1 protein-coding gene is annotated in these 296 nt (G+C 74.0%); it reads right to left on the reverse strand.

Annotated elements, in window-relative coordinates; translation table 11 throughout:
• Window positions 1–296 (reverse strand): thioesterase domain-containing protein (locus tag H5965_RS46045; RefSeq protein WP_310977650.1); only part of this gene is annotated, 296 nt, incomplete at both ends.

Here is a 296-nt window from a genome sequence, read left to right on the forward strand (position 1 = left end):
CGATCCCGGCCAGCCGCGACCCGCCGCGGCGCAGGACGTCGAAGACGGCCGCCGGGGACAGCTCGGCGTCCTCGTCGGCGTCGTAGCCGAGGTGCTCGAGGACGCTGACCAGCAGCTCGTGGCGGGTCGGCGGGGCCTGGCCGTCGGCCTCGACCGGGAAGCTGTCCAGCACGCACCGCGTCTCGACCTGCTCCCCGGCTTCCTGCAGCTGCACGGCGATTTCGTGCGCCAGTAACCCGCCGAAGGACCAGCCGAGCAGGTGGTACGGGCCCGACGGCTGGATCGCGCGGATCCGG

The sequence above is a fragment of the Amycolatopsis sp. 505 genome (assembly GCF_031625235.1).
GTDB lineage: Bacteria > Actinomycetota > Actinomycetes > Mycobacteriales > Pseudonocardiaceae > Amycolatopsis.